The organism is Cupriavidus sp. MPR-AND1C (assembly GCF_058809705.1).
In genome coordinates this window covers 1-23,931 of sequence record NZ_JBXASU010000042.1, presented here as the reverse complement: position 1 = coordinate 23,931, position 23,931 = coordinate 1, and the positions used below count along the sequence as shown (strand labels likewise).

Genomic DNA, 23,931 nt, shown 5'->3' with positions numbered 1-23,931 from the left:
CTCTCGCGTGTCGCGGGCGCTTCGGCTTCGGCCAGGCACCGCCGGCCCGCAGTCATGCTGCTGCGCCGGCGGTGTTGATATGGTCAGCTTGCCTTGTGGGCCTCAGACCTTGAGCGTGCCGCGCTCAATCTGGTCGCGCTCGAGCGATTCGAACAGCGCCTTGAAGTTGCCTTCGCCAAAGCCTTCGTCGCCCTTGCGCTGGATGAACTCGAAAAACACCGGGCCGAGCGAAGCCTTGGAGAAGATCTGCAGCAGCAGGCGGGGCTTGCCGCCGTCGGTGGTGCCGTCGACCAGGATGCCGCGCGCCTTGAGCTGATCCACGGGCTGGCCGTGGCCGGGCAGGCGCGCTTCCAGGCCGTCGTAATAATAGTCGTTGGGCGCCGTCATCAGGGGCACGCCAGCCATCTGCAGGCTGTCGATGACTTCGATCAGGTTGTCCGTCAGGAAGGCGATGTGCTGGATGCCTTCGCCATTGAAGGCCATCAGGAATTCCTCGATCTGGCCGCTGCCCTTGGACGATTCTTCGTTCAGCGGGATGCGGATCTTGCCATCCGGCGCGGTCATGGCCTTCGAGGTCAGGCCGGTGTATTCGCCCTGGATATCGAAATAGCGGATTTCGCGGAAGTTGAAGAGCTTTTCGTAGAAATTAGCCCAGTAAGCCATGCGTCCACGGTAGACGTTGTGCGTCAGGTGGTCGATCAGGCGCAGGCCGAGGCCCACCGGATGACGGTCCACGCCGTCGATGAATTCGAAGTCGATGTCGTAGATGGACTTGCCTTCTTCAAAGCGGTCGATCAGGTACAGCGGCGCGCCGCCGATGCCCTTGATCGCCGGCAGGCGCAGCTCCATCGGGCCGGTGGCGATTTCCACCGGCTGCGCGCCGAGTTCCAGCGCGCGGGCATAGGCCTTGTGCGAATCCTTGACGCGGAACGCCATGCCGCAGGCGCTGGGGCCATGCTCGGCGGCAAAGTAGGCAGCCGGGCTGTGCGGCTCGCGGTTGACGATGAAATTGATGTCGCCCTGCCGGTACAGCACCACGTCCTTGGAGCGGTGGCGCGCCACCAGCGTGAAGCCCATCTGCTCGAAGATCGGTTCCAGTAGGTTGGGAGTGGGCGAGGCGAATTCCACGAATTCGAAGCCCATCAACTGCATCGGGTTTTCAAACAGATCGGCCATGGTGTGTTCAACGAAAAGTTGGGGGACGAGAGAAATAATATTGCGGCTCCTGCGCGCCAGCGCATCGATGCGCAGTGCCAGGCACGTGCGGAACAGGCTCTCATTTACCCGTGCGCACTGCTAATCTGGCGTTCAGTGTATATTCCGGGCCGCAAAATAGGATTTCGTAATCCACGCAGGCAAACCCTAGATCATGAGATAAAATTTCATGATTCATGGTGGGTAGGAAACGAAAGTGCACAAAGATGAGCTAGACCGCATCGACCGGCGCCTGCTGGGGGCGTTGCAGGAAAATGGGCGCGCATCCAACCTGGAACTGGCCGACGCCATCCGCCTGTCGCCAGCCCAGACGCTGCGCCGCCACCGGCGCCTGGAAGAGCTTGGCGTGATCAAGCGCTACGAGGCCCGGCTGGACTCCGCCAGCCTGGGCTTCGGCGTGGTGGCCTTTATCCATGTCACGATGGAGCGCGGCCATATCCGGGACCTGTCGAACTTCAAGGGGTTGGTCGCCGAGCTGGCGCAGATCCAGGAGTGCTTCTCCGTGACCGGCGACATCGACTATGTGCTCAAGGTGGTGGCGCGCGATCTGAAGTCGCTGTCGGACTTCCTGCTCGACACCCTGATGCGTATCCCGGGCGTGAGCGGCGTGAAATCCAGCGTCTGCCTGGACGAGATCAAGTGCACCAGCGCCATGCCGCTGGAGCCTTGAGCCCGGACCCTCTGACTGCTGGCTTGCCGAGGCCGCGGGCAGTCACAGCCAGCGCACGATCACGCTTGCACTGCCGCGAGCGCACCGATGCGGTCGAGCGCTGCGAGCAACTTTGGCGTAGCCGGCTGGGCGCAATTGATCCGGACATGATGCGCGTACCGGCTGCCGTCCGGGCAGAACATGGCACCCGGACCAATGCTGATGCCCTCCCTGGCCGCCGCCTCGCACAGCGATAGCGCGTTGACATGGGCGGGCAGTTCCACCCACAGCAAGAAGCCATCGTCGGGCGCGCGCAGCTTCGTCCCCGCTGGCCAGACGGCCGCGATGCGGGATGAGAACGTGCGCACCGAGTCCTTGATCCGCTGGCCGTAGCGCCGCAGATGCCGGTCGTAGTCGCCGCTCGAGAACATGTCGGCCAGCGCCGCCTCGAACAACGGCGATCCGGCCAGGCTCGCCTCGACCCGCGCCTCCAGCACCGCCTCGAGGCGGTGGCCCGGCGCGATCCAGCCGATGCGCCATCCCGGCGCCAGCGTCTTCGACACCGACGTGCAATACAGCACATTGCCGGACTCATCGAACGCCTTGCACGCCGGCGCCCGCGGCTTGCCGACCGAGAGATCGCCGTACACGTCATCCTCGATCAGCGGCACCCCGGCATCGTCAAGCAGTTGTACCAGCGCGCGCTTATCGCCGATGGTCATCGTGAAGCCCAGCGGGTTATTGGCGGTGGGCACCGACACCACGGCGCTGACCCGATGCCGCCGCAGGATCTGCGCCAGCGCCGCCAGGTCCATCCCGGTACGCGGATGGGTGGGCACCTCGATGGCGCGCAGCCCGAGGCTGCGCAGCAGCATCAACGTCCCGAAGTAGCAAGGCGACTCGACCGCGACCACATCGCCCACTTCGCAGGTCACCTGCAAGGCAAGCCGCATGGCCTGGCTCTGCCCTTGCGTGAGCACCAGTTGATCGGGCGAGATGTGCAGGCCCCAGCGCGCCGCGCGGCGCGCGATCTGGCTGCGCAGGTCGAGGCGCCCCGGTGGCACGCTGTAGGCCAGGCCAGACGCCCCGAGCCTGCGGGTCGCCCCCAGCATGCTGCGCGCCAGCGCCTTGTCCGGCAGCCATGCCGCGCACGGCGATGCGGCCCCCAGCGCAACCAGGCCGGGCGCGCGCACCTGGGCGAATAGCGCATGCACATTGGCGGTCAGCGTGACCGGCCGGGCCGTGGCCCCGGGTAGCGGGGCCAGCGGCTCGGCGGGCATGTCCGCGCAAACGTAGAAGCCTGACCTTGGCCTGGCTACCACAAGGCCGCCCGCCTCCAGCACCCGCAGCGCGTGTTCCGCCGTTGGCGCGCTGACCTGCTCGATCTCGGCCAGCCGGCGCACCGACGGCATTTTGGCGCCGGGCGCCAGGTTGCCACGGCGGATGGCCGCGCGCAGCCGGCTGGCGATCGCCTGGTAGGTCGGGGGGCTGTCCGCCATCTCTCTATCTGCTATCTGTATAGCTATAAAAATTGATTGATTGACTATACAGGCAAGTCGCGAGCGCGGCGAGAATCCCCTCTCCGAAGCGGACATTCCCTTCATTGATCCAATAGGAGAACCTGATGAACATTGCCATGCTGGCCTACGATGGCTTCACCGACGTCGATCTGTTCCTGCCCTGGGACTTGTTCAACCGGGTCCAGGACCCGGCTTATGTCGGCTACGCCAAGCCCTGGTCGGTGCGAATCTGCGCGGACACGCCGCAGGTGACCTCCAACACCGGCATCACCATTACGCCGCATGGCGGCTTGAGCGAGCTTGCCGAGGCCGATGCTGTGTTCATTGTCAGCGGCCCCGGGTCGCGGGCCAAGCTCAACGATCCAGGCTTCATGGGACAGCTCAAGCTGGATCCGGCCAGGCAGGTAATTGGCGCGATCGACTCGGGTGTGCTGTTTCTCGCCCGCCTGGGGCTGCTCGATGGCCTGAGCGCGACCACCTACCCGGGCGTGTTCGAAGAGCTCGAGGCCATGGGCGTGAAGACCGAGCATCGTCCGCTCGTGATGCACGGCCAGATCGCCACGGCGGGTGGATGCCTGGCGACGCAGGATCTGGCGGGCTGGATGGTCTCGCGGCTGCTTGGCCAGGATATCGCTGACAGCATGTTGGGGATGATCGCCAAGGTCGAGTGACGAACCGAGACCGCAGGGCTCAGCGCTAGCTTCGCGCCGGTTCAGCGCTTGATCACGGACGGGCTGGATGGGCTGAAGAAATACGGCGCCACGGCAAGCGCCACGACCACGGCAGCCGTGAGAAAGATCGTCGAATAGGTCTTCGCCACCGGCCAGTGCCGGGCGTCGCCCATGCTGGCGATCATGCCGAATCCCCACGACGCCAGCGCCGAGCCCAGGAACACAAAGGTGTTGAGCACGCCAAGCCCGCGCCCGCGCGAAGACGGCGGCACCAGCCCGCGCCCCTGCGCCATGACCAGCGGATGCAGCATGCCGATGGTCGACAGCAAGGCCATCAGCGCCACACCGCTGACGATGCCATGCGTGGGCCAGAGGCTCAGCGCAATGGCGCCCGACATCGCAAAGCAGGACCATCCCGCGATGGTGGTCTTGAGCGAGCTGCGCCGGACCAGCACGGGCAGGAAGAACGCCGTCAGGAACCCGCTCACGCTCAGCAGCGTCAGCGCGATGCCCCGCGAGCCGGAATTCAAGCCGTACACGCTGGCCAGGTAAGGGCCGCTCCATGCGTTGCGGAACGCCGTGCCTGCCGCCATGGCGACGCACATCGGGATCAGGGTCCACAAGGGGACGATGGCCAGCAGCTTGGCGCTTTGCGAGAGCATGGAGCCCAGCGGCACACCGCGCGCCTCGGCATGGCCATCATCGCGCACGAAGCGCCAGACACCGTAGCAGGCCACCACCATGCACAGCGCCGCGACGGACATCGCCACGCGCCAGCCGAGCAGATGCATGGCCCATCCGAGCGGCGCCGTGGCGCACAGCGCGCCGATCATGCCGGTGGCATTGGACTGGCTGACAACCCGCGTGTAGTTTTTCTCGGACAGCTGCTCGGAAGCAAAATGCAGCAGCCCCATGAAGACCGGCGCGCAAGCCAGCCCCAGCCCGGCCTGCGCCAGCATGGCGACGGTACCGTTCGGCGCCAGCGAGAACACCACGGCGGACACCGCGCCGATGGCCAGCAGCAAGGACGTCGGCTTGCCCACGCCATAGCGGTCGAACGCAATCCCCACGGGAATCTGCGCAACCGCGAATGCCAGGAAGAAGGAGGAAGACAAGGTGCCGAAGCCCGCCGCCGACAGGCCGAAGTCGTGCTGGAGCTCCGGCGCCATCACCGCCAGGCAGCTGCGATAGAACTGGCTCAGCGCGAACGCGAAGGTCAGCAGGACGATGCCCCGGCGCGCGCGCCGCGCCAGAGTCTCAGCGTCAGCCGCCGAGGTGAGCTCGCGATGATGCGCAGCGCTGGCCGGATTGTTCAACTTGATGTCTCTTCTCGTGGTAAGGCTGCCTTTTACCAGGCTTGTCCCGCAACTTGCCGGAGCATTCGGGATGCAGGACCGGTATTCTACGCCCGCTCCCGCTGGCCTGCTCCCCGCCCTATGCCCCGGTGGTAAACAGCGCGAATGCGGCGATGATCGCGATCAGAAGGATGGGGAACGCCCAATACTGCATGGGAATCCAGAACAGCGTATGGCGCTTGCGCAATTCCACGGATTCCTGCGTGTTGGGATCGACCAGGATGCGCCCAGGACGCGAATTGAGGCGTTTGCCAAGATAGAAGACAGCCACGGCCGACAGGATCAGCGATAGCACGATGGTCGCCATGTTGGAAAGATTCGCCAGCGCGCCTAGCAGGCTCATGACGAGCAGGACGGCAAGGGGCAAGATGACAACGAGAAAACCTAAACCTTGCCAGATCAGAAACATGGAAGACTCCCGGGTATGGATATCAAGCGGATAAAAAGACGAATGCCCCGGATCCGGGGCATTGACGACGAATTATATCCATGCGACGGATAAATCACAAACGAGAATCGCCGGCCGTCTCCTCGTTATGTCGGACCGGGGCTGGTCACAACGCCCTGGAACTCGACTTCCGCCTTCGAAGCCTCGCGGCAATGGGGCAATGCGGAGGATTGCAAGGACGCGGCACCCCGCGCCAAAACCCCGGCATCGGCAGCGGCCAGCGCAAGCTAGCTTTCAGCGCGCGGCGACGCCTGTTTCGATGTAGCGCGCCAACGCATCGGCGCTCACGCCGCTATACGGCCTGGCGCGCGCCTTCATGCTCATGTCGCAATTGCCGGCCTTGGCGGCGCCTTGCATGACATGGCTGACCGCAGCCGCCATTTCCGGGCTGATGGCCTTGCCGGCATTGCCCAGCTGCCATGACAGCACATCCGCCACGGCCATGCCGCAGCGTTGCGGGTCGCGGTATAGCGCGGCGTCGTGCTCCAGCAGCATCTTCACCTTGGCTTGCTGGCCTAGCTGCATCATGATCACCAGCGGCAGCGCGTCGTTCTGGTCCACGCCGTTGATGCGCATGCCGCCGTCGCTGCGGTCGGTCTGGTCGGCCCCTGCCTTCAGCCACGCCAGGTACAGGTCGTCCGGCAGCCATGGCGCGCTCAGCGGCGCGATCGCGTTGTCCTTCATGCCCTGCGCGCTGTTCTGGTATCTGAGGCTGACGCCGGCCGCAACCATCCGCTCGGCCGTGGCACGCGCGCTGGCGCGCAGGCCGTCCCACGCGGGGCTGTCCTTGCTGGCTTGCGCACGTGCCTCCAGGTAGCTCCACGCGCGCAGCAGGGCCGACAGGGGCTCGCTGGTCAGCGGCGCCGCCGGCTTGCGCGAGGCCTGCACCAGCCGGTCTACCAGCGCGGGCTGCAAATAGGAGGCCGAGAGGCGCAGCGCCTCGTCCAGGCCGTTGCGCGCCACGGCGTCCTTGCCGCCATAGCCGCCCACCGAAGCGTCCGCGCCACGATCGAGCACAAAGGCCACGCGCTCCGGGATGGCGAGGGCTGCGCCGGGCTTCAACTCGCCGTCCGACTCGCGCAGCGCTTCCAGCAAGGGCGTTTCCCACATGGGGCTGTTGCCGTAGTACATGCGGATGTAGGCCGCGTTGATGTCGGCACCCTTGGCCAGCAGCTGATCCGCAAACCAGCGCGTGCGCAAGTTGCTGATGGCGGCGTGCAGCACGGTGCGGCCTTTCTTGTCATGCGTGTTCGGATCCGCGCCGTGGGACAGCAGGTATTCCAGCGTGGCGCGATCGTCCCCATAGTAGGACGTGCGCGTGATCAGCAAAGGCGTGCCGTTGATGTCGGGCGCCTCCAGCGAGGCGCCCGCCGCCAGCAGGATGTCCGCGATGGCGTAGCGCTGCGTCAGGGGCCGCTGGTCGCGTCCGTCCGGCATGGCCGAAGCCATCAAGGCCGGGCCCCGGTTCGGCCCGTTCACCTTGACGCCGCCGGCCAGCAAGGCGCGCACGATCGCTTCCTGCTGGTAGTACACCGCCACGCTCAGCGCGGATACGCCATGCTCGTTGACCCCGTTCGGATCCTGGCCGCGCGCCAGTTGCAGGCGCACCGCCTGCAGGTCGCCGGCCTTGATCGCCGGGAAGATCTCCAGGCGCGGCCGGCAGGTGGCCGCGCTCAGTTGCGTCTCGTCCAGCGCGGTGCTGATGCGGGCCGCCACATTGGACGGGATGGCGTTGTTGGACACCAGCCGCAGGCTGCAGTACTGGCGGTAGTCCTCGCGCGCCAGCGCCAGGTAATAGTCGCGCTTTTCCGGGTTGCGCTCGCGCTCGCGCTGCTGCCAGCGCGCGTCCGCGCGGTTCAGGTAGGCGGCGATGCGCGACGGGTCCCGGCGCAGCACCTCGCCCAGGATCAGGTCGGCCTGGGCGGCATCGCCGGCCTCGGCCAGCCAGAATCCGTAGTCGTTCAGTGCGACCAGCGTGTCGGGGTATTCGCCCTTGGGATCGATCTCGCGATAATCCTGCTCCAAAACGAAGGTGCGCAACTGCGCCAGCGCGCGGGCGAATTCCGCGGCCTTCAACCGGGGGATGGCGCGCGCTGCCTGGTGCAGCGCCCGGAAGGCAGCCAGTGTGTCGACCGGCGGGCGCTGCACGAAGCGCAAGTCGGCCGGCATGGCCGTCAGGCGGCCGGGATAGCTCACCAAGGCTTTGCGCAGCGTGGCCATGGCCTGTGCCTGGCGCGCCGCGTCCCAGGGCCGCGTGCTGGTCACCGTCGCGGTGCCGGCGTCGGCGCGCACCGTGATGGCTTCGCCGGCTGTGTCCACCAGGTAGCCGTTGACCTGCTTGCCGTCGACATCGTTGTAGGTATAGGCCACCCAGTAAAAGGTCTCGTCGCCCCTGGGCGTGGTGACGGACACGTTTTCCTCGTGCGCCGGCCGCCAGGTGCCGGGGTCGATCACCAGCGGCGCAGAGCGAAACGCCAGCCTGGACGTGCTGCCTTCGCGCACGTAGCGGTAGAAGAACAAGCGGTTTTCGACCTGGCCGACCAGCAGCGCATCGCGCGCGTTCTCTGTGCCCCACACGCGCCGCTCAGGCGCGTTCAGGGCATAGCGGCTAAGGCGCATGGCGTCGATCACCGCGCCGATATCGTAGGCCAGCGCGTGGCGCGGCGTGCCGGCGAGGCAGGCTAGTGCCAGCGCCGCGGCGCCGAGCAAGCGGAAGATGCGGGGGAAGCGAGGGAAGCGAGGGAAGCGAGGGAAGCGAGGGAAGCGGGGAACGAAGGAAACGTGGAGAGCTTGAGATTGAGCCGTGGCAGGAATGCGCAACATCCGGGACCGGGAAGAGTGACGGGCGGCCCGATGATACTCCGGTCACCCGTCAATGCCACGATTAATCCACTTTTCATCCGCTTTTCATCCACTTTTGATGCAGTATTCCGTATCGGCAGGCAGGCCGCCAGCAGCCAGCGCCCCGCCCGGTCAGCGGCGGCAGCGCCGGCAACGAGGCCGCTCAGTAATGGCGCACAGGTGTATCCGCCTTCTGGTGCGCGTCCGCGTCGAGCGACTTTTCCGCATCGTCCCCCGAGAGTCCCTTGTAGTACAGGTGCACCCCGATCGCCAGCGAGTCGTGGCGGATTTCCTGGAACGCTTTCCATGCCTTGGCGGGGTCCTTGAAGACCAGGTAGTGCGCTTCCTGCGAGACCAGCGTGGCCACCTCGTGCAGGCCGTGGCCGTGCAGCGTGCTGACCAGCGTGTCGAGGCTTTGGTGCGTGCGCGCGTCGGTGCGCGGGTACAGCATGTGCAGCACGGCCACGCGCTGGTCGGCTACCAGCGCCGACAAGGCGACGACGATCTCCTGGTGGTTGAGCGCGGTAACGACGCTGTCGGCGGCGCCTTGTTGCTTCGGGAACAGTGCTTCGATCGTGGAACTCATGGGTTCACTTCCTTTCCTGCTGACTTGGGTGAAGGCGCACCGGGGGTGCGCCCGGGCACGAGGCCCCGCCAACGGCATGAAATCCTGCTTGCCGCTGGCAGAGCGCGACATGATCACTGGACACCCTCGGGTTAACGCCGCGCCCGGGGTTCTCGCCGACATCCAGTGCGGCATGGCGAGGCATGAATTTACTCCTGTCCGGGGATTAGGGGAAACCCTGAGATAGACCGATACACTTTCCCGCACGCCAGACAATGCCGCCGGGCCCGCGCCAGCACTGGACGAGGCGCCTGCGTTTCTACTGGCGCAATGCATCAATCCGGATTCCGCAACGCCCTGCGATCACGCCGTGGCGTCGAATGCCTCGTGATAGCGCAGGGCGCTGGCGCGCCCGGCACGACCCCTGAATCGTTAGCACCGCTGCCAAGCTCAACCGCTGGCAGCGCGAGACGCTCCCGCCAACCAATATCCTCCGGCGATCGTTCACACAATGGATACAGGCCGCGGTCGCGGCCTGATTGAAGCACCGCAGCCTGGCTATGTTATGGCTTTGCGAGTGCGGACTGGAAGGCAGGATCCACCAGCAAGACGCCCACCAGCTTGCGGTAGAGCGCCTCGTACTGCCCGGCTGCCTGCGGGATGGCAACCGCGCCGACGAAGGGCGAGTCCCACGTGGCATTGACATCGAGCTGCTTGTCGTAGCACACGTTGCCGGCGCGGGTCACGACAAAACGGGCTCCGAGCGATGCTGTTCCCTGGCCAATTGGCGCATCTACCTGGCTGTCCGATAAAACACCGGTCACTACGGCATCCGCGCCAGGATCCAGCAAGCCGGCAGAAGCCAGTTCCACCCGCAACGTTTGCCGTAAATACTGCGCAAAGGAATCCTCGACAGGCGAACGCAGCTTATTGCTCCGGATGCTGACGCCCTGGTCCAGCCCCGCACCCTTTGCCGGGTCTGGTGTAAAACGGCCGACCTCCACGGGCGCCAGGCCGGCCCCACGGAGCTTTGCCGCGTTCTCGATCGTCGCCTTCGGCTGACCCATGCGCATCTCCGCGCAACCCGCCAGCTGCAGCAGCCCTGCCATGCAAATCAGCAGGGCTGCCAAGCGGCAGGCACGCCCGCGAACGCCAGCATCAATGGAAGGATGCGTCATCGGACAGGTCCTTCAAGGCATTGCTCAGCACATCGCGCGTCATCTTCTGAGCCGCTACTGCCATGCTCTCGGACTTCACGGCACCGGCAGGGGGGCTGGCATTGCCCAGCGTCGTATGGATGGCGTGGCGCGCCGTCTTCACGATGGGGGTGGATTGCCCGGCCGGAAGATAGCTGACGGTACAGATATAGCCATCCGTAACGGCACTGCCCGCCAGGCCAAAGGTGAGTCCCGTCACGAAGCCCTTGCTCGCCGCGTCCGTGGTCAAGGGAACATTATTGAGTGTCACGCTGAGCAGGGAAGCACCCGGCACCGGCTCTGTTGCAACAGTGGAAAACAGGCCGCTCTCCTTAACCTGCTTGGCCACATCTTCCTTCAAGAAACTCGTGACCCGTGCATTGGGCGCGCCCTTTGTCTGGAACTCGAACACGAGTTGCACTTGCTTTGGCTGATCCGGCTTTTTCATGCTGGCTACGGGGACCTCCTTGGTCGCGGTATCCACATAGGTGCTGGCACATCCGGTCAGCAGCGCGGCGCCGCTGACCAACAAGGCTAGCGAGAGCTGACGAATGAAAGAACGACCCGAATTACCTGAATTACCCGAATTACCCGAATGATTTCTGTTCTTGTATTGCATGACTCTTCTTCTGTTTATTGGGTTTTATCCGTCAGGCTACGGGTGACCGAGATGCCCGCCAGCCAAAGGATAGCTACCACAAAGTGGCGGCATTCATAGTAACGGACAGGTAAAGCGGAGATAGACCCTACCGAGGGAGGGGGCGCGTAGCAAACAGGGTGCCGCGCACAGACGAACGAAATGATCGCATCAACGTCAGTACTGGGAATCTGACGGATGCGCCGATTGCCTTCAAGCTAGTGCAGCCAAGTCCCGCACCGGTCGCCGCGATTTCGGCCAACGCGGCCCCGGGGATCGCCAGGCAGCATCGGCCATTGCCTGGCTCCGTTTTCCGCGCCGGGCTTCGCACCGAACGCACCGAGGAAGATCATCAGCGATAAAGCGGAAACTGTCGGCTTACCGAGCTTGATTCGATAGGACATGGATGCGTGTTCGATGCGTTACAGTGCGCGGCCAATGTCGACAGCGCGTGGCCCAATGCAATGCGCCAGCCAATGGATCAGGCGTTCAGGCGGGCGCTTTTGTTTCATGCCGGCGCTGTCCGCGACGCCCGCGCCGCCAGCATCTCGCAGATCAAATCCGCCGCCTGCTCCGGCGCGACGACTTCGGTATCGATCGCCAGGTCAGGCGCAAGGGGAGCTTCGTACGGAGCGCTCAGGCCGGTGAACTGGCTGATCTGCCCGGCCGACGCCCTGGCATAGAGCCCCTTGGCATCGCGCCGCGCGCAAGCCGCGAAGCTGGCGCTGAGAAACACTTCTACGAACGCATCCCCGCCGATGATCTCGCGCGCCTGCTGGCGCTGGCTGCGCAGCGGCGAGATAAATGCCGCCACCACCCACAGGCCGCTGCGATTGGCGAGCCTGGCCACTTCAGCGGCGCGGCGGATGTTCTCCGTGCGGTCCGCGTCCGAAAAGCCCAGATCGCGGTTGAGGCCAGCGCGCATTTCATCGCCATCGAGCAGCAGCACCGGATGGCCGGCGGCCAGCATCCGCTTGCGCAGGGCGTGGCTGAGCGTGGTCTTGCCCGCCCCTGATAGCCCGGTGATCCAGATCGTTCCCGGCCGGCGCCCGGTGTCGTGCGTTGCATCTGGCGTGAGGTGCGTGAGGTGCGTGAGGTGCATGCTGTGCGTGATCCGGTATTTGGCGTCGGGCTGCGCGATCAAAGGCCGCGCTCGCGCTGCATCAGACCCAGCAGCGCGGTCCAGGCATCGCCCGCCAGGCTATGGCGCTGGCGCGCCAGCAGCACGGTACCGGGCAGTTCGCGAGAAAGAGGGCGCGAATCGCAATGCGACAAGCGCACGCGGAAGATGGCCGTGGTGGGCGCCAGCCCGTTGTGCTGGCTGCGCGTGACCGCGATGGGGCCGCCATAGAGGCTGGCCAGCGTGCGCTGCTCCAGGCCGGCTACATTGACCTGGTCCGTCTGCGCGGCGGCGCAGCGCACCGAGCCGAATTCCGGGAGGTTGGCGACAAAGACGCCGCTGCTGCCGGCGGTGAGCGCGGCATGGTCTTGCTCGCCGATGAAGGCCTCCGCCTTGAGCTCGCTACCCTGGCCGACGATATGGTAAAGCGGTTCGCCGCGCGCCAGCCATGCGCCATCGGCGAGGAACAGGTTGGCATCCACCACGCGCCCGGCGAACGGTGCGCGCACTTCCATGCGCTTGCGCTCTTCGGCAAGGCCCGCCACCTCCGCCTGGGCGGCGGCCCAGCGGCGGCGCAGCACATCGCCCTCCTCGCGCAGTTTGGTGGCAAACGGCTGCTGCTCCATTTGCCAGCGCAGTTGCTGCGCCTGCGCCTGCGCGGCGGCCAGGCGGAAGTCCAGTTCCGGCGAGACCAGCTGCGCCAGCAACTGGCCTGCGGCGACAGTCTGCCCGGCTTGCACCGCGCCGCCGCTCACATAGCCGGGCTGGGCCGCATAGAGCGACTGGCTCTGGCTGGCGCTGAGCACGGCCGGTGCGCGAATGGTGCCGCCCCAGGGGATCACGACCACGGCCAGCAGCACGCCGAGCAAGACCACGGCGCGCCGGGTCTGCGCGTTCCAGTGGATATCCGCACGGCGGTGGCGCCACGCCAGCACTTCGCGAACGACGGGCATGACGATGAACACGCCAAGCTCGATGGCCAGCAGGGCCAGCCCCAGCGTCTTGAAAAACAGGTGATAGACGGTCAGCGCGATGCCAAAGAACAAGCCGAGCCGGTAAAGCCAGGTCAGGATGGCGAAGACAATGAGGAAGCGGCGCCGCGAGGCGGAAAAGGATTCGGGCGCCGGATCCGCGAAGCCGAACAGCCGCTCCCGCAGCCACCAGCGCGCCATCGCGAATGCCCGGTCGTGCAGGTTGGGCATATTGAGCCAGTCCGCCAGCAGGAAGTAGCCGTCGAAGCGCATGAACGGGCTGGCATTGATGGCGAGGGTCAGCAGCCACGTGCTGGTTGCCAGCATGAACGCGCCCGCACGCAGCGGCCCGTCCGGCAGGAAGCTCCACGCCACCGTGGCAAAGGCGGCCAGCGCCAGTTCCGAGAGCATGCCGGCGGCGCCGATCTTGAGGCGGTCCTCGCGCCGCATCAGCTTCCAGGCTTCGTTGGTGTCCGTATAGAGTACCGGCCACATCACCAGGAAGGCGACCCCCATGGTGGGTACGCGGCAGCCGTAACGGTAGGCGGTAGCGGCGTGGCCCAGTTCATGCAGCACCTTGGCCAGCGACAGCGCCAGCCCGATGCCCAGCAATCCCTGCAGGCCCGCATAGGAGGCAAAGGTATGGGTAAATTCATCCCAGCGGCGCGAGACCAGGTATAGGCCAAGCAGGGCCACCAGCCCCACGCCCCACCAGAAGCGCGGCTTGAACGCCCATTCGACCCACGGCGCGCAGCGCTGCAGCATGGGCATGGGCCGCACCAGCGGCACGCGGAAGAACAAGTAATGCTTGAGCAGCCACATGGCCTTGCTCACGCGGTGCGCGCCCGCGATGCGGCCCAGACGCGCGCTGTCCTGCGCCCGCCACGCAAGCAGCAGGTTGTGCCGGTGGAGCAGCTGCACCACCGCTTCGAGTTCGTCCTCGCCCACGGTCAGCGTGGTCTCGCGGTTCACCGCATCGAGCAGCGCGCGCGCTTCGCCAAGCGGCCAGCGCGAGAGGATCTCGAATGCCGGCCAGGATAGTTGATAGAACTTGTTGGCGGCCGGATCGTGCAAGGTCCAGGTGGGTGCGCCGCTGGGCTCGGCCGGACCGGGGTGCAGCGTGAGGTCCTGGCGTAATGGGGGCAACACGTTAAATGCCTATCCACTGGCGCGCGACCGTCAACGGACGGCGCAGCGCATGATAGAGAAAAGGAACCCAGCCGGCCGACAGCCGCGCGGTGCCGCGCAGGCCAAGCCGCGGCAGGTCCTTGGCGGCAAAGCTGGCGCGCACGCGGTAGGCCAGCACGCCGCCATCGGTTTCGGCCGCAGCGTAGGATACGCTGATGATGCGGGCATCGAATGCCTGGGTCGGGTTGGCGTCCGGGTAAAAAGTGATCGTGTCGCCGGCCTGGATGCTGACCTGCTCGGCCACCGGCATCTGCGCGGTGAGTTCCACCTTGGCCGGGTCGGCCAGCAGCAAGACCTTCTCGCCAATGGTGACGGCCTTGCCCTGCCAGTCGTTCACATCGCCGAAAACGGCCACGCCCTCGCGCTCGGCCTTGACCTGCACGCGCGCCAGCTGCCTGGCGGTGTAGTCGAGTTCCAGCGCCTTCTGGTCCAGTTCCCCGCGGGTCTGGGCCATCTTGAGGCGGCTCTCGTCGTCGGTCACCGCCATCTGCGCGGACTGGCGGTACGTCTCCTGCGCCGTATCGTAAGCGCGCTCGGCCACGGCGCGGCGGGTCTGCAGCGCCACCGTGTCCAGGCTGAACAGCGGCGCGCCTTGCGGCACCGGCTGGTTCGGCTGGACGTACACGCGTTCGATCACGCCATCGAGCGGCGCGCGCACCAGGAACGGATCCCGCGCAGACACCTCGGCCGGGGCCAGCACCGTGAGCCGCATGGGAATGAGGCAGACCACCAGCAGGCCGAGCAGGACCCGGCGGCGGGTTCGCCCCGGCCGCAGCATGGCCTTGAGCCGCTGGCCCAGCGGCTGCGCGGGCCGGAACGCCGCCAGGGCGTGGCCGTAGGCATGCGTGACTTCGGCCAGCACCGCCAGCTCGTGCTCGGTAAACGGCGCTTCGCGCGCGAGCAGCAGCGCGCCGTCGCGCCGGCCGAGCTGGTCTTTGAGCGGCAGCCACAGGGCGTGCGCGGGCAGCCAGTCTGCCCAGTCGGCGCTGGTTTTAGCGGGCGCGGCACCCGCATCGACGGGCGTGGTATCGGCGTGGGCATGAGCCAGCCCACGGCAGAGCTGGGTCAGCCATTGCAGATAAGGCGCGTTGGGGTCGACCTGCGGCAGGCCGGATACGGCCGAGACCTGGCCCAGGCCGCTCTCCAGCCAGACCGCCGCCTGCCGGTACGGCACGAGGCTGAGCGTCTCGTTGGCCATCACAAACCCGAGCGCCTCCACGCTTTGCGCTTCGCGCGCGCGGCGCTCCAGCTGCAGCAGCGCGAGCAGCGGGGCAACCGCCGTTGGTGCATCGGCGCCTTGCGTCATTTGTCCGCGAAACTCGCCCAGCCGCTCATGCCCGGCAGCAAGGAAGCCTGGCTGCCGTCGATCTTGCCGGTGATGGAAATCGCCTGGCTCACCGGGTCGATCCTGGCGCCGATGCGGCTGACCTTGGCCGGGAACGACTGGTTGAGCTCATCGACCAGGACCGTGAACGGCGTGCCGGGCTTGATGCGCGCCAGCCACCTGGACGGCACGATCATCTGCAGCTCAAGATCGCTGGAATCGACAATCTCAAGCAGCGGCTTACCCGGCGTGACAAACTCGTGCGCCATCGCCAGGCGCTTTGTCACGCGGCCCGAGAACGGCGCCGCGATGCTGCACTTGCTGACGGTGGAGCGCATATAGGCGGCCTCCGCGGCCGATTCCTTGGCCTTGGCTTGCGCCTGCTCGATCTCCAGCTTGCCGACCGAGTTCAGTTCCGCCAGGCGCTTGTTGACGGCAAGCACCTGCTGCGCGGCCTCGGCCGACGCGTCGGCCTTGCGCAGCTGCGCGCTGAACAGCGCGCAGTCGAACGAGACCAGCGTCTGGCCGGCGCGGAAGCTGTCGCCGTCACGCAACGGCAGGCGGTCGATCTTGGCGTTGATCTCGCTGGAGATGGTGGCGAACTCGCGCGCTGCCAGCTGGGTCCGGATTCGGCCATCCTTGTCGGCGCCGGCAAACGTGGTGGGCGCGGCCACGGGTGCGGCACCAGCCGCTGCTGCCGCCAGCAGCAGCGGCAGCAAAGCAGTGGCGTTTAATGCAAAGCGTTTCATTACGGAGTAACGGTAAGACTGGATTACGGGATGACTGGCTTGCTCGATTGCTTGGTTGCTCAATTCGATTGCCTGGCTGCTTGATTACTGAGCCTGCTTGGGCGGCTCGACCAAGGTCTTCTCGTGCTCGGCGATGGCCGCGCGCAAGGTCGGCAGGTCATAGCCGCCAACCGCGGTCGGCAACGGGTCCAGGCCCAGGGTTGCCATCATCTGGCCAGAGGCATTCTGCAGCGCGCCATAGGCTTGATACAGCCGCAGCTCGGACATCACCGCGCTGGCGCCTGCCCGAATCTCGGCCAGCTTGCCGGTTGCATCGGAACGGGTGGCATTCTGCGTATGCGTCAGGATGCGCTGATCGACGTCGTTCATCTTGCCGGACAACTCGAAGGCACGCTTGTAGCCGATGTAACCACGATATGCCACGTGCACCTGCGTCAGCACCGCCATGTTCAGCGCCAGGCGCTGCTGCTTGGCGACTTCATACTGCGCATCGGCGGCGGCACGGATGTTGCCGGCGTTGAGCAGGTTGAGCAGGTTCCAGCTCATGCGCAGGCCGATGTTGTTCCAGGCATTGTTCACCAGGAAGTTGTCGGTGTCGAAGTTCGCGCCCAGCTGGAAGGTCACGCCCGGCAGCAGCTTGGCTAGGGCCTTCTTGGTTTCATCCAGGCCAATGCGCTCGTTGTAGCCCGCCTCGACCAGTTCGGGCCGGTTGACCAGGGCGGTTTCTTCCATCTTGTCGGCGGCCACCGGTAGCTTGGGCAGGCTGAAGCCCGTTGGCGCGGCCAGCGTGTAGTCATCGCCCGGCGGCACGTTCATGATCGAGGCCAGGCGCGGCTTGGCTTGCGCCAGCTCGTCGCGCACGGCTTCGAGCTGGCGCAGGATGTCCAGCAGCTGGCGCTGGTAGTTCAGCGTTTCCAGCGGCGACTGCAGCCTCTCCTTCTCGATGCGCTGGGAGTCGTCCAGCGCCGCTTGCGTCAGCTTGAGGATGGGTTCGACCTTGGCTTCGAGCTGCTGCGCGCCCACGGCTTGCCAGTAGGCTTGCCTGACCTGCTGCATCATCAGGTGAACCACCTTGCGGCGGCGCTCGCTCATCACCAGCACGCGGTCGGCCTGCTGGCGCGCGGTGTAGTAGCTGACGCCGAAGTCCAGCACGTTCCACGACAGGTTCAGGTCGCCGTTATAGTGCGAGCGCTCGGACGAGGTCGACGGCACCAGGGACTGCTGCCCGGTGACCACGTCCCTGGAGGACGAGGCGAGTTCGTTGCTGCGCCAGGCGTAACCGGCGTCGGCCGTCAGGCGCGGCAGCATGTCCCAGCGCGACAGGTCGAGCTGGCGCTGCGCCATGGCTTCTTCCATCAGTTTGAGCCGGCCGTCGAGGTTGTACTTCAGCGCGCGCGCCATGGCCTCCTCGAGCGTAACCGGGCCGGCCAGCGCCTCCTGGTTCTGGAACATCGCCTGGCGTTGGTCAGGCAGCTCGGCCTGGCGCTCGGCCAGGGTGGTGGCGACGGGCTGGATGGCACAGCCGCCCAGCATCGCGGTGGCGGCCAGCACGGAAACCAGCCGTTTGGGTCCGGGTTGGACAAGGCGAGAGATAGCGTTCGACAACGGATTTTCCTCTTTCCGGGGATGCTGCGTTTTATATTGATTCATGGCGTGATTCGCTATCGGCCTAGGCCTGCTCCGGTTGTGCTTGTGCTTGTGCTGGCGCTTGTGCTTGTGCTGGCGCTTGCGGCTGCCGGCTCATTTGCAGGTGGCGCAGCAACGCCGCATTGGCGGCCTGTTGCGCGGGCCGGCCAAACTGATCGAACTGCACCGCCAGCGCCGGCTTGCCGGCCGGCTGCGCCGTGGCGGCTTGCAGCAGGCTGGCCAACGGATCGGCATGGCTGGCGTCGCCCTGCGCGAGCGTGTCGGCGTGCTCCAGGCCCGCACGCGAGCCAGCCGGCGCTTTCACGTTCAGGTCCAGATGGCTGCTGGCGCGATTGCCCTTGCTGTCCCTTGCGGTGACTTCGATCTGGAATTGCTGGTTCATGCCTTGCGGCGGCTTGCCGGCCAGCGTGCCGGTCACCGGATCGAACTTGAGCCACGGCGGCAGCGGGCGGCCGTTGGCCAGGCGCACCTCCACCGTCACCGTGGCTTCGCGGTCGCTCGTACGGAACAGGGAAGCCGGCAGCGCGATGCTGACCGCCTCGCCCGCCTGCGCCGAGAAACTGCCGATCTCCGGCATGGCCTGCAGGCCGACGCTGCCGGCGCCGCCAAAGTCGACCAGATTCATGCGCCCTTCCGGCGCCTGCAGTGCATAGCTCAGGCTGCCGGCCGAAAGCGGATCCGCATTGAACGGGTTCCTGCCAACGGCGTCGGCGCTGAAGCCGGTGCCGTTGCCGGCCGGGTTGAGCGTCGGCGCGTCGATGCCAGGCGCCGAGTCGAGCGCGGTCAGCGTGATCAGCGGCGCCGACGGGACTGGCGCCAGTGGTGCCGGCCCCGGCACGGGCACCGGGGCTGGCGCGGGCTGCGTCGTCAGATGGACAGTCGAGCGCACCTCGTACGGATCGCCGCTCGCGCCCGCAACGAGCGTGTTGCCCGCGCGGTCGGCAATGCCCGTGCCGCTTGCATTGAGCGTCAGGCCAATCTGCCCGGAGCCGCCGAGACCGGTGACAAGCACGGTATAGGTCCGCGCATCGACCTGGGTGACGCTGCTGATCGTACCCGTTGCAGAGCCGGTCCGGGTCAGCGCGAAGTCGGCCGCATCCACGCCGGTGACGCCTTCGGCGAACGTCACGGTGTAGCTCACCGCGCGGCCCGAGGTGGGCGACGCATCCACGCGCGCAATGCCCACGGCCGTGGGCGGCGTGGTGTCCACCGTCACGGCCCGCGTATCCGCCACGCCGTGCAGGGACACATCGATCGCATTGCCGGCGCTGTCGCGCATCGTGCCACCGTTGGCCTGCAAGGCGGTCACGGTGATGCCGTCGGTGTCGTTCTGGCCAGCCGCAACGATGTAGCGGAAGGTCAGCGCGGTGGTCCCGCTCCCGGACACGTAATCCGCGTACACGGTCTGGCCACCGACATCGAGCGCCAGGCGCGGCGTGCCTCGGGTGGCATCGATCACCGTGTTCTCGGACAGGCTCACCGTGAAATCAAGCACCTTGCCAGCGTTGTAGTCGCCACCGGCCGGCGCGCTCACGCCAAGCACGACCGGGGCGGTGTGGTCGACCACGTAGCGCTGGCCAGCCAGGCCGCCGGCAATGGCATTGCCCGCCACATCGGCTATGCCGGTGCCGCTGGCCTTCAGGTCCAGGCCCAGTTGGCCGTCGCCGGTCACGTTGTTCACCACCACGCTATAGGTATGCCCATCGACCTGCGTCACCGAGGCAATCTGGCCAGCGGCCGTACCGGTGCCAGACAAGACGAAATCGCTCACGTCCACACCGGTGACGTTCTCGCTGAAGGTCACCGTGAAGTGCACGGCGCTGCCTGCGCTCGGCGTGGGGTCCGTGGCGATGACCGCTACCGCTGACGGCGCCACGGCATCGACCAGTACCCCGGTGGTGGATGCCACACTGTTCAGCGCGGTCACCGCATCGTTGCCCGCGACATCGCGCACCGTGCCGCCGTGGAGATCCAGCGCGGAGCCAACGGCCACGCCATTGCTGTCGAGCTGGCCGCTCGCCACTGTCAGGCGGAATGTCAGGGCACTGGTGCCGGAGCCGGACACGTAGCTGGCGTAGACCGTGCCGCCGGTGTCCAGCGTCACGGCGATGCGCGGCGTGCCCCCGGTGGTGTCGACCACCACGGCCTCGCTGTAGTTGACGGTGAAATCGAGGTTCTGGCCTGCGATGTAGGTACCGTTGGCCGGCACGCTGACGGTGGCCACCGTCGGCGCAATGCCATCGACCACGATGTCATGCTGGCCACCCATCGAATGGGCACCGCCCACGGCGGGCAGGGTCAGTACCGCGGCATCGCTGCTGGCGTTGGTGATCACGCCGCCGTTCAATGCCAGCGCGGCTGACGACGCCACATCGAGATCGGCGCTGCTGTCGCCCGCCTGCACGGTATAGCGGAACGTGAGCGTATTGGTGCCGGAGCCCGAGACGTAGGTGGCATTGCGGTCCACCGCGCCGGTTTCCAGCAGCAGGGTCGGCGTGCCGCCCGTGGTGTCGACGGTTACCGCCTGGTCGAACGTCACCACCACGCTGACCGTATCGCCAACCTTGTAAGTGCCATTGGCGGTAAGGGCATCGACGTTGGTGACGACGGGATTGATGCTGTTGACGGTGATCGCGATCGTATCGGTAGCCGTCTTGGCGCCGCCGGACCCCGTCAGCCCCAGGTCGTTCGTGGTGATCTGGATGCTGCCTGCGCCGTGATAGCCGGGCGTAGGCGTATAGACAAGGCCATTGAGCGCGGCGTTGATGTTCGCCAGCGTCCCCGTGAATGTCATGGTGGCGTCACCCGCACCGGTGCCGGTCAGAAAGGTCAGGCTCGACGTGCCGGAGAGCGTGATCACGCCGTTGGTTGCCGTCAGCGTCACTTGTTCGACGCCGCCGGCGGAATCGGCATCGCTGACCGAGATCAGGCTGCCGTTGCCGACGCTGAATGTCAGCGCGCTGTTCTGATCGACACTCTGGGCCACTGGAACGGCGTTGAGCGGGCTGTCATTGACGGAATCCACGCTGACAAGCTTGGTGGCAGCGGCACTGTCGGCCGTGCCATCGTTGAGCGTGAAGCTGATGGTGCGGCTGCTGGTATTCGGCAGGTCCGACGTATTCGTATACGTGACGGATCGCAGCGCCGCCTGCCACTGGGCCGTCGTGGCGGTCGCACCTGCCGAGGTCAGCGTCATCACCCCGGTCCCGATGCTGTAACTTGCCGAGATATTGCCCATGGTGGCGCCGTCGTTGGTAAACGCCAGCACGTCCTCGGCGCCGTGGAAATTGCCGGTGATCGACACGGTGGCGCTGGCGAGCGTGGTGTTGTCCAGGTCGCTGACCGTCAATCCGCTGTCGATGACAACCGGCGTGCTGACGACGTTGTTGCCCTCGGTGAACGCGGTGGTGCCACCGCTAGCCGTTGCAATGGGCGTGTCATCGACCGCGGCAACGCTGACCGTCTTGGTGACCGTATTGCTATCGGCCGTGCCGTCGTTGACGGTAAAGCTGATGGTGCGGTTGCTGGTGTTCGGCGTGTCCGAGCTATCGGTGTAGGTGACCGAGCGCAGCGCCGCTTGCCACTGCGCCGTCGTGGCGCTCGCGCCGGCCGAGGTCAGGGTCATCACCCCGGTCGCGCTGTTGTAGCTCGCCGAGATGTTACCCATCGTGGCCGGGTTGTTGGTGAAGGCCAGCACGTCTTCACCGCCGTGGAAGTTGCCGGTGATGGCAACGGTGGCGCTGGCGAGCGTGGTGTTGTCCGCATCACTGACCGTGAAGCCGCCATCAATGGCAACCGGCGTGCTGGTGACGTTGTTGCCTTCGGTGAACGCGGTGGTGCCGCCGCTGGCCGTTGCAATGGGCGTGTCGTCGACCGCGGTCACGCTGACCGTCTTGGTGGTCGTATTGCTGTCAACCGCGCCGTCATTGACGGTGAAACTGATGGTGCGGCTGCTGGTGTTCGGCGTGTCCGAGGCATCGGTGTACGTGACCGAGCGCAGCGCTGCTTGCCACTGCGCCGTCGTGGCGGTCGCGCCGGACGAGGTCAGCGTCATCACCCCGGTCGCGCTGTTGTAGCTCGCCGTGATATTGCCGTAGGTACTCGCGCTGGTATTGATAAACGCCAGTACATCTTCGCCGCTGTGGAAGTTGCCGGTAATCGCCACCCTGCCGCTGGCGAGCGTGGTGTTGTCCGCATCGCTCAGCGTGATGCCGCTATCGATGACAACCGGCGTGCTGGCAACGTTGTTGCCTTCGGTAAACGCGGTGGTGCCGCCGGAACCGGTGGCAACGGGCGAGTCATCGACGGCCGCGACGGTAACGACCTTGGTCGCCGTATTGCCATTGGCCGTGCCGTCATTGACGGTAAAGCTGATGGTGCGGTTGCTGGTGTTCGGCAGGTCCGACGTATCCGTGTACGTGACGGATCGCAGCGCCGCTTGCCACTGCGCCGTCGTGGCGCTCGCGCCGGACGAGGTCAGCGTCATCACCCCGGTCGCGCTGTTGTAGCTTGCCGAGATATTGCCCATGGTGGCGCCGTCGTTGGTACACGCCAGCACATCCTCGGCGCTGTGGAAATTGCCGGTAACGGCAACGGTGGCGCTGGCGAGCGTGGTGTTGTCCAGGTCGCTGACCGTGAAGCCGCCATCGATGGCAACCGGCGTGCTCGCGACGTTGTTGCCCTCGGTGAACGCGGTGGTGCCACCGCTGGTGGTAGCCACCGGCGTGTCATCGACCGCCGTCACGCTGACCGTCTTGGTGACCGTATTGCTATCGACCGTGCCGTCATTGACGGTGAAGCTGATGGTGCGGTTGCTGGTGTCCGGCGTGTCCGAGCTATCGGTATAGGTGACCGAGCGCAGCGCCGCTTGCCACTGCGCCGTCGTGGCGATCGCGCCGGCCGAGGTCAGGGTCATCACCCCGGTCGCGCTGTCGTAGCTCGCCGCGATATTGCCCATGGTGGCGGGGTTGTTGGTGAAGGCCAGCATGTCTTCACCGCCGTGGAAGTTGCCGGTAATGGCAACGGTGGCGCGGGCCAGCGTGGTGTTGTCCGCATCGCTGACCGTGAAGCCGCCATCGATGGCAACCGGCGTGCTGGTGACGTTGTTGCCTTCGGTGAACGCGGTGGTGCCGCCGCTGGCCGTTGCAATGGGCGAGTCGTCGACCGCGGCAACGCTGACCGTCTTGGCCGCGGCATTGCTATCGGACGTGCCGTCATTGACGGTGAAACTGATGGTGCGGCTGCTGGTGTTCGGCGTGTCCGAGCTATCGGTGTACGTGACCGAGCGCAGCGCTGCCTGCCACTGCGCCGTGGTGGCGGTCGCGCCGGCCGAGGTCAGCGTCATCACCCCGGTCGCGCCGTTGTAGCTCGCCGAGATATTGCCCATGGTGGCGGGGTTGCTGGTAAAGGCCAGCACGTCTTCGCCGCTGTGGAAATTGCCGGTAATCGCCACCTTGCCGCTGGCGAACGTGGTGTTGTCAGCATCGCTGAACGTGATGCCGCTATCGACCACCACCGGCGTGCTGGCAACGTTGTTGCCTTCGGTGAACGCGGTCGTGCCGCCGCTCGTGGTGGCAACGGGGGCGGCGTTCGGGACGTAGGTCTTGTCGAGGACACCGCCGGTGTCGTTGTAGATCTTGTCCGTGGCTGTGGGGCTGATACCGGTAGCCCCTCCGCCGAGTGCCGGGCCGCCGGCCCCGCTTGCGCCTGCGTTGCCGGCTATCGCCGCATAGGCCGAAGCCGTGATATGCACAGTGCCCTGGTTCCATATGGCACCCACGCCCAGGCCACCGGCACCGCCGTTTGAGGCGCTCCCGCCCGAGCCCCCACCACCAC

At 66.1% G+C, this 23,931-nt stretch carries 16 protein-coding genes; 2 read left to right on the top strand and 14 right to left on the bottom strand.

What is annotated here, in order from left to right:
- Positions 1 to 102: 102 nt before the first annotated feature.
- Positions 103 to 1,176 carry a 4-hydroxyphenylpyruvate dioxygenase gene (gene hppD, locus AC1RWI_RS21705; RefSeq protein ID WP_492868664.1) on the bottom strand — a complete coding sequence of 358 codons (1,074 nt, stop codon included), beginning with the start codon at positions 1,174 to 1,176 and terminating at the stop codon, positions 103 to 105.
- 235 nt (positions 1,177 to 1,411) lie between these two features.
- Between hppD and AC1RWI_RS21700 the strand changes: the two genes are divergently transcribed.
- Positions 1,412 to 1,885, top strand: coding sequence for an Lrp/AsnC family transcriptional regulator (locus AC1RWI_RS21700; protein ID WP_043356314.1), 474 nt, complete (start codon positions 1,412 to 1,414; stop codon positions 1,883 to 1,885).
- Between the two features lie 59 nt (positions 1,886 to 1,944).
- Here AC1RWI_RS21700 and AC1RWI_RS21695 read toward each other — a convergent pair whose 3' ends face one another.
- On the bottom strand, positions 1,945 to 3,363 hold the full coding sequence (locus AC1RWI_RS21695; protein ID WP_492868661.1) for an aminotransferase-like domain-containing protein: 1,419 nt from the start codon (positions 3,361 to 3,363) through the stop codon (positions 1,945 to 1,947).
- A gap of 125 nt (positions 3,364 to 3,488) precedes the next feature.
- Between AC1RWI_RS21695 and AC1RWI_RS21690 the strand changes: the two genes are divergently transcribed.
- Positions 3,489 to 4,055: a DJ-1/PfpI family protein gene (locus tag AC1RWI_RS21690; RefSeq protein ID WP_492868659.1), complete on the top strand. Its 567-nt coding sequence runs from the start codon at positions 3,489 to 3,491 to the stop codon at positions 4,053 to 4,055.
- Positions 4,056 to 4,096: 41 nt separating this feature from the next.
- Here the strand turns inward: AC1RWI_RS21690 and AC1RWI_RS21685 are convergent, their stop codons facing one another.
- From AC1RWI_RS21685 to AC1RWI_RS21630, 12 genes are all read right to left on the bottom strand, one after another.
- Positions 4,097 to 5,371 carry an MFS transporter gene (locus AC1RWI_RS21685; protein ID WP_043356316.1) on the bottom strand — a complete coding sequence of 425 codons (1,275 nt, stop codon included), beginning with the start codon at positions 5,369 to 5,371 and terminating at the stop codon, positions 4,097 to 4,099.
- A 118-nt stretch (positions 5,372 to 5,489) separates the two neighbouring features.
- Entirely contained in the window at positions 5,490 to 5,819 is a 330-nt protein-coding gene (locus AC1RWI_RS21680) for a hypothetical protein (protein WP_492868657.1), read from the bottom strand.
- Between the two features lie 273 nt (positions 5,820 to 6,092).
- A complete protein-coding gene (locus AC1RWI_RS21675) occupies positions 6,093 to 8,567 on the bottom strand; it encodes an ankyrin repeat domain-containing protein (RefSeq protein WP_492868655.1) in 2,475 nt (824 codons plus the stop codon).
- Positions 8,568 to 8,862: 295 nt separating this feature from the next.
- Entirely contained in the window at positions 8,863 to 9,285 is a 423-nt protein-coding gene (locus tag AC1RWI_RS21670; RefSeq protein WP_043356320.1) for a hypothetical protein, read from the bottom strand.
- Positions 9,286 to 9,827: 542 nt separating this feature from the next.
- On the bottom strand, positions 9,828 to 10,331 hold the full coding sequence (locus AC1RWI_RS21665) for a hypothetical protein (protein WP_492868652.1): 504 nt from the start codon (positions 10,329 to 10,331) through the stop codon (positions 9,828 to 9,830).
- Between the two features lie 91 nt (positions 10,332 to 10,422).
- Positions 10,423 to 11,079 carry a hypothetical protein gene (locus AC1RWI_RS21660; RefSeq protein WP_052495146.1) on the bottom strand — a complete coding sequence of 219 codons (657 nt, stop codon included), beginning with the start codon at positions 11,077 to 11,079 and terminating at the stop codon, positions 10,423 to 10,425.
- A gap of 526 nt (positions 11,080 to 11,605) precedes the next feature.
- Positions 11,606 to 12,199, bottom strand: a complete 594-nt coding sequence (gene cysC / locus AC1RWI_RS21655; protein WP_492868650.1) for an adenylyl-sulfate kinase — start codon at positions 12,197 to 12,199, stop codon at positions 11,606 to 11,608.
- Positions 12,200 to 12,237: 38 nt separating this feature from the next.
- The gene (locus AC1RWI_RS21650) at positions 12,238 to 14,337 is read right to left on the bottom strand and encodes a peptidase M50 (RefSeq protein ID WP_492868648.1); all 2,100 of its coding nucleotides are present in this window, start codon (positions 14,335 to 14,337) and stop codon (positions 12,238 to 12,240) included.
- A gap of 1 nt (position 14,338) precedes the next feature.
- Complete coding sequence (locus AC1RWI_RS21645; protein ID WP_052495147.1) at positions 14,339 to 15,682, bottom strand: efflux RND transporter periplasmic adaptor subunit; 1,344 nt, start codon at positions 15,680 to 15,682, stop codon at positions 14,339 to 14,341.
- Positions 15,679 to 16,512: an efflux RND transporter periplasmic adaptor subunit gene (locus AC1RWI_RS21640; RefSeq protein ID WP_492868646.1), complete on the bottom strand. Its 834-nt coding sequence runs from the start codon at positions 16,510 to 16,512 to the stop codon at positions 15,679 to 15,681. The genes AC1RWI_RS21645 and AC1RWI_RS21640 overlap by 4 nt, the downstream gene beginning before the upstream one ends.
- Positions 16,513 to 16,533: 21 nt before the next feature.
- On the bottom strand, positions 16,534 to 18,054 hold the full coding sequence (locus tag AC1RWI_RS21635) for a TolC family protein (RefSeq protein ID WP_052495148.1): 1,521 nt from the start codon (positions 18,052 to 18,054) through the stop codon (positions 16,534 to 16,536).
- A gap of 64 nt (positions 18,055 to 18,118) precedes the next feature.
- On the bottom strand, positions 18,119 to 23,848 hold the full coding sequence (locus AC1RWI_RS21630; RefSeq protein ID WP_492868644.1) for a hypothetical protein: 5,730 nt from the start codon (positions 23,846 to 23,848) through the stop codon (positions 18,119 to 18,121).
- Positions 23,849 to 23,931 lie beyond the last annotated feature (83 nt).

Excerpts from the sequence above, each read along its gene's own strand:
- AC1RWI_RS21690 (WP_492868659.1), top strand. The coding sequence starts at position 3,489 with ATGAACATTGCCATGCTGGCCTACGATGGCTTCACCGACGTCGATCTG.
- AC1RWI_RS21695 (WP_492868661.1), bottom strand. The coding sequence starts at position 3,363 with ATGGCGGACAGCCCCCCGACCTACCAGGCGATCGCCAGCCGGCTGCGC.
- hppD (WP_492868664.1), bottom strand. The coding sequence starts at position 1,176 with ATGGCCGATCTGTTTGAAAACCCGATGCAGTTGATGGGCTTCGAATTC.
- AC1RWI_RS21645 (WP_052495147.1), bottom strand. The coding sequence starts at position 15,682 with ATGACGCAAGGCGCCGATGCACCAACGGCGGTTGCCCCGCTGCTCGCG.
- AC1RWI_RS21670 (WP_043356320.1), bottom strand. The coding sequence starts at position 9,285 with ATGAGTTCCACGATCGAAGCACTGTTCCCGAAGCAACAAGGCGCCGCC.
- cysC (WP_492868650.1), bottom strand. The coding sequence starts at position 12,199 with ATGCACCTCACGCACCTCACGCACCTCACGCCAGATGCAACGCACGAC.
- AC1RWI_RS21665 (WP_492868652.1), bottom strand. The coding sequence starts at position 10,331 with ATGGGTCAGCCGAAGGCGACGATCGAGAACGCGGCAAAGCTCCGTGGG.
- AC1RWI_RS21660 (WP_052495146.1), bottom strand. The coding sequence starts at position 11,079 with ATGCAATACAAGAACAGAAATCATTCGGGTAATTCGGGTAATTCAGGT.
- AC1RWI_RS21680 (WP_492868657.1), bottom strand. The coding sequence starts at position 5,819 with ATGTTTCTGATCTGGCAAGGTTTAGGTTTTCTCGTTGTCATCTTGCCC.